At 50.7% G+C, this 4,254-nt stretch carries 5 protein-coding genes and 1 pseudogene; all 6 read right to left on the reverse strand.

Annotated elements, in window-relative coordinates:
• Positions 1 to 30 precede the first annotated feature (30 nt).
• Complete coding sequence (locus tag Abin_RS16050) at positions 31 to 324, reverse strand: lysozyme family protein (RefSeq protein ID WP_052948255.1); 294 nt, start codon at positions 322 to 324, stop codon at positions 31 to 33.
• 69 nt (positions 325 to 393) lie between these two features.
• On the reverse strand, positions 394 to 2,235 hold the full coding sequence (locus tag Abin_RS15550) for a hypothetical protein (RefSeq protein WP_048848606.1): 1,842 nt from the start codon (positions 2,233 to 2,235) through the stop codon (positions 394 to 396).
• A 3-nt stretch (positions 2,236 to 2,238) separates the two neighbouring features.
• Positions 2,239 to 2,823, reverse strand: coding sequence for a hypothetical protein (locus Abin_RS15555; RefSeq protein WP_048848608.1), 585 nt, complete (start codon positions 2,821 to 2,823; stop codon positions 2,239 to 2,241).
• 19 nt (positions 2,824 to 2,842) lie between these two features.
• On the reverse strand, positions 2,843 to 3,364 hold the full coding sequence (locus Abin_RS15560) for a phage fiber-tail adaptor protein (RefSeq protein WP_048848609.1): 522 nt from the start codon (positions 3,362 to 3,364) through the stop codon (positions 2,843 to 2,845).
• Positions 3,361 to 3,687 (reverse strand): hypothetical protein, encoded by a 327-nt coding sequence (locus Abin_RS15565; protein WP_143217205.1) that lies wholly within the window; start codon positions 3,685 to 3,687, stop codon positions 3,361 to 3,363. The genes Abin_RS15560 and Abin_RS15565 overlap by 4 nt, the downstream gene beginning before the upstream one ends.
• Positions 3,688 to 4,132: 445 nt before the next feature.
• Positions 4,133 to 4,254: pseudogene (locus Abin_RS15570) on the reverse strand (IS5/IS1182 family transposase); the annotation flags it as partial.

Here is a 4,254-nt window from a genome sequence, read left to right on the forward strand (position 1 = left end):
CGCCTACACTGTCACCAGATGATACAGATTTCAGTGAAACCGCTCTAGCGAGAGCATAAGCTGTGTCTCTGCGTCCACTTCGCTATAGCGCAGGTGCTCCGGCAGAAGTGCGAGAATGATTTCGGCTTTCAGGCGCGGGCCTTGCGGGGTGAAGGCGGGAATGGCGGCCAGTTCTTCCAAACGATCGGACTCTTCCAGCACCAGTGCATCAAATCGGACCTCGTAGCCGATGGTCCAGTAACCGGCCGGGCAGACATACGGGCGCAGAGACGGGCCTTCGAATTCGCGCGCCAAAACAGCCGCGAGAGCGATTGAGTCATTCATTAGGATTTCCGGATTTCTGAATACAAAAAAACCGCCCGAAGGCGGCTTGTTAGAGATATGAAACTGACATTACCAAGTGGTGCCATTGCTCGCACGACGCCAGGTATCAGGAGCCACGCAAGAATATGTGTAGTCTGCATCCATTTGTTTCTGACCTGGCTTACACGGCGCCGTGCTACTGGATGGCGTTCCCCATGGAATGATCATGCCACCAGAGGCAGTAATTGTCAGGACATCTTCGCCTATGGGACTGCGTATAGATAACGCTCCCTGTGAATTATTCCATGACAAATAAGGAAGTTTAGCACCACTGCTACCTATCTTCCCGTACGTTCCGTCAATATTAACACCCAAATTGACTGAAACGTTTGTCCAGCCATTTGCGCCATCGCTTTCACGGTTGAGCCAAGCCCCAAAGTTCATTTTGTTTGAGTTAGCGTACCCCTTATACTCAAACAGTTCTGCCTGATTGCTGTGAGCAGCACCAACAATACAGGCTGAAGGAAGATAATATCCTCCAGACTGTATGGCGATAGAACCGCAACTATCACTAATCTTTAAATAGTTAGGCAAACTACCCGCCAACAATATAGCGTAACTTTCATCTGTCAGGACGCGTGGGTCTGCATTGTTCCCGCCAAAAGTCAGCCCGTGATAAGATACACTTTTTGCTGCTGTCCCTTTTGTATTAGCTGTGTTGAAGTCTATTTCCTCGCCCTCAAACTGACGGATAGATGATGTGGATGGTAACCCATTATCTCCCACTCTATTCCCGTCAAATGTCATTACCGTATTGCGACCAAACATTTTAGTCGGTGCCCCAATAAAGACATACGGTGATGTATAGTTTTTCCAGTAGTAAGTCTCAAGTGATGTTGTGCTCGGTATATCCGATGCTGTTGCCGTTTTTCCTAACGCCGCCCACCCATAAACCGTGATGGTTTTACTATCGGATGATACTCTCTTTACCACGCCGGCATAATAATCTTTCACTGGCAGATTTGCGTCCCCAATCGTTCCCGAAGACATTCCTGGAACCAGAGAGTTGGTGGAAATAAACATGCCCTGTTTAACGTGAAGCAACTGCGCAGGTGTCAGGGCAGACGATAGAACCACCGTATTTGCCGTGTAAGATGAGACAGGGAGCGCCAGGCGTGCGTTTTCCGTTCCTGCGGACATAAAAAGGGCTGCTACATCAAAGCCAGGAGAAACTTTTCCCTTTGTGTAATCTTCGCCACTCAACTCCGCAACGGTCGTATTCTGAAAGCCCGCATCAGTAAAAACGCACAACGAACAGCCTGCATTGTAGGGCCCCGAGGGAGAACCTGCAACGACGAGGTTCACTGGAAAGCCCGACCAATATCCCATAGGACTTCTTGGCAGGTTGGGCTGAGGGTAGGCTCCAAAAATAGCCGTGCTATTGCCACCAAATAGCCACGGCTGACCGGTCACTTTGCTGATTTTTTGCGGATCTGTCCCAATTTGGACCGATTGTATCGGAGCACCATTAAGCGCTGGTCCTGTGACAACTGGCGCACTGGCATTACCGTTCTCATCCAATCCCGCCACACCATTGGCTGCGTTAATTGTGGTCTGCTGAACACTGCCATCTGCCATCTGGCCGATTTGAGCAAGTGTCCCGCCCGTTCCGTCCGCATACACCTCTGGCACGTCAGTCTGATGGCTAATCCCACCCTGAGGCAAAAACGGCGCATAGTTTGATCCAGATGCCGTGCTACTCGCCGCAGTAGCAGCCACGGGAGCCATTGCCCGCATCCGCAGCATTGATTTGGGCTGGGCAACCGGCGCGGCCTTGAGGTTTTTGAACTGGGGGAGCTCATGGTTTGGAGGCATCTGGGCATGTGCTAACGCAGGCACCAGCAAAGCCACGAAAAGAACTAGTTTTTTCATTAGTTAGCCCTGCGAAATATAGATTGTGCCGCCGTTGTTCCACCATGCGTTTGCAACACCGGGGTCTGACGTAGGGAGCGGCAAAACGAAAATCAGATGCCCGTTCTGCACGCCAAATAATTCCTGCCCATCGAGCATAAGGTGGCCGTTGGTGGAGATAGCGACCACACCGTTGGGCGTTCCCTTCTGAGCGTTTATAGCCGTGCTGGCTGCGTTCGCTGCCCCACTCGCAGCATTGGTCGCGTTGGTAGCCGCATCCTGCGCATTTTGCGCTGCTGTCTGCGCTGCCGTTACCTGTGCAGCCGCAGCCCCGGCCACGCTGGCCGCGATTTTGTCACCCTGCACGTCAACGTAGGATTTCGGAACAAGGTGCTCCGGTTCGGTAGTCTCATAAGCGGCAGACAGCGCGCCCTCTACCCTATCGCCCTCTTTATCAATCGCCCCTGCCCAAATTTTTGACTGAGGTAAGAACTGGCCCTTCCCATCAAATATGCCAAAAACAAGATCCGATGCTTTAAGGGTATCAGTCGAAGAAAGCGAAGATAGCGCAATACCGCTGACCGTCGTGTTGGTTGTGGACCCAGACATGGAGACTCCATTTATGCGATCAGGAAAGGTTTCCGTTATCGTCTGTCAGAATTAGCCCACCCGGCAGCCGGATGGCATTCGGCGGGACTGGCACCCCGCCGCTCATTGTTGGCGCAGGTGTTGGAATAGACGCGTCAGTCTCGGTCGTGATTGTCAACAGTATGCGCGGGGCCAGTCTCCTCCCCTGCTGTGTCACAACATAAACGACGATTTCGTCTGTCTCACCCGGCGCACCGCCGCCGAGCATAATGCACGCAAGCCCATTAACGATACTGGAACAGAGCACGGCCAGTTGAGTGGGTAGTCCAGATGCTACCGGTATTTCTACGTGCTCTATCGCCGCAATATGGTCTCCTGTCGCGTCTAATATTGCCGACAGATCAAGTGAGAAATCAAAGTGATCTGCGCTGGATTTGGGAGCCCATGAAAGCGTTATAATCTCAGGAACTAGCCCTCGTGTCCGTAGATTGGCAGGCGCGACTATCGGTAGCACTCGCACCGCCGCAGGTTGCCATGTGGGTGAGGGAATGAGAGTGATCATGCTTCTGGTGCCGTAGGCAACTCGGTGCTGGTGGTATCTATGCCGGTTGCGATGTCTCTAAGGGATTTTAGATATGTTAGCCAATTAGAAGGAGTATCTTCTCCGTAAACGGTGTAGTTCTGCATGACATATACCTGCTGAGTTTTTAGTAGAGATACAGCCTGATCTTGCAATGATACGGAAGGAGACGGCGCTGTATAATCAATAATTTTTCCGTCTTTAACTCCCTCGCCAATAGGAAGCCGAAAGTCTTGATTATTCCAATCCGTTTCGCCTACGACAATCATATCAGAAGCGTTAGGAACATTAGAAACTGAACTCATATTCCATGTATCATATCAACCAGTAACGGGGCATGGTTGCGTGGCTGTGAGGTCATACGAGGCATAATATCTATACGGGTATTCTGTTTTATATCCGTCATTACCTTGGCCCTATTGCTAATATATTCGCGCTCCCTTGATGGTTTCTTGGTCTTACATACATACGTGATTCAGTGGCTCCGTAGCACCAATAGTCAGTGTCGGTTACGCCATCACCATTTCCATTTGAGTTGGCCATGAAAAAGGTAGGAGAGCCAGAAAAGGATACCGGGAAAGTTATCCATGATCCTGATGTAGTTCCATCACCCACATTGGCTTGGAAAAATTGAATCCTGTGTCCGTATGGCAGGTTAATAACGCGACTATCAGATGTGCTGAAATCGTTAACGTAAGTTGTGACGGGAACACATACTCCTGTGTTCTCTTTGGTTGCCAGGCTCAGGACTCATTCTTTAAGATAGAAGATGAAGGTTGCTGCGATGTGGATTGCAGACATGAAGGTATGAGCGCAGCGGTCGTATCGTGTTGCCACCCGTCGCCAGTGTTTCAGTTTCGCGAACATGTTTT

The organism is Acetobacter indonesiensis, from assembly GCF_000963945.1.
GTDB lineage: Bacteria > Pseudomonadota > Alphaproteobacteria > Acetobacterales > Acetobacteraceae > Acetobacter > Acetobacter indonesiensis.

What these genes read in the sequence shown, in the direction of transcription:
- Abin_RS15565 (WP_143217205.1), bottom strand. Translation starts at nt 3,687, where the DNA reads ATGAGTTCAGTTTCTAATGTTCCTAACGCTTCTGATATGATTGTCGTA.
- Abin_RS15550 (WP_048848606.1), bottom strand. Translation starts at nt 2,235, where the DNA reads ATGAAAAAACTAGTTCTTTTCGTGGCTTTGCTGGTGCCTGCGTTAGCA.
- Abin_RS15560 (WP_048848609.1), bottom strand. Translation starts at nt 3,364, where the DNA reads ATGATCACTCTCATTCCCTCACCCACATGGCAACCTGCGGCGGTGCGA.
- Abin_RS16050 (WP_052948255.1), bottom strand. Translation starts at nt 324, where the DNA reads ATGAATGACTCAATCGCTCTCGCGGCTGTTTTGGCGCGCGAATTCGAA.
- Abin_RS15555 (WP_048848608.1), bottom strand. Translation starts at nt 2,823, where the DNA reads ATGTCTGGGTCCACAACCAACACGACGGTCAGCGGTATTGCGCTATCT.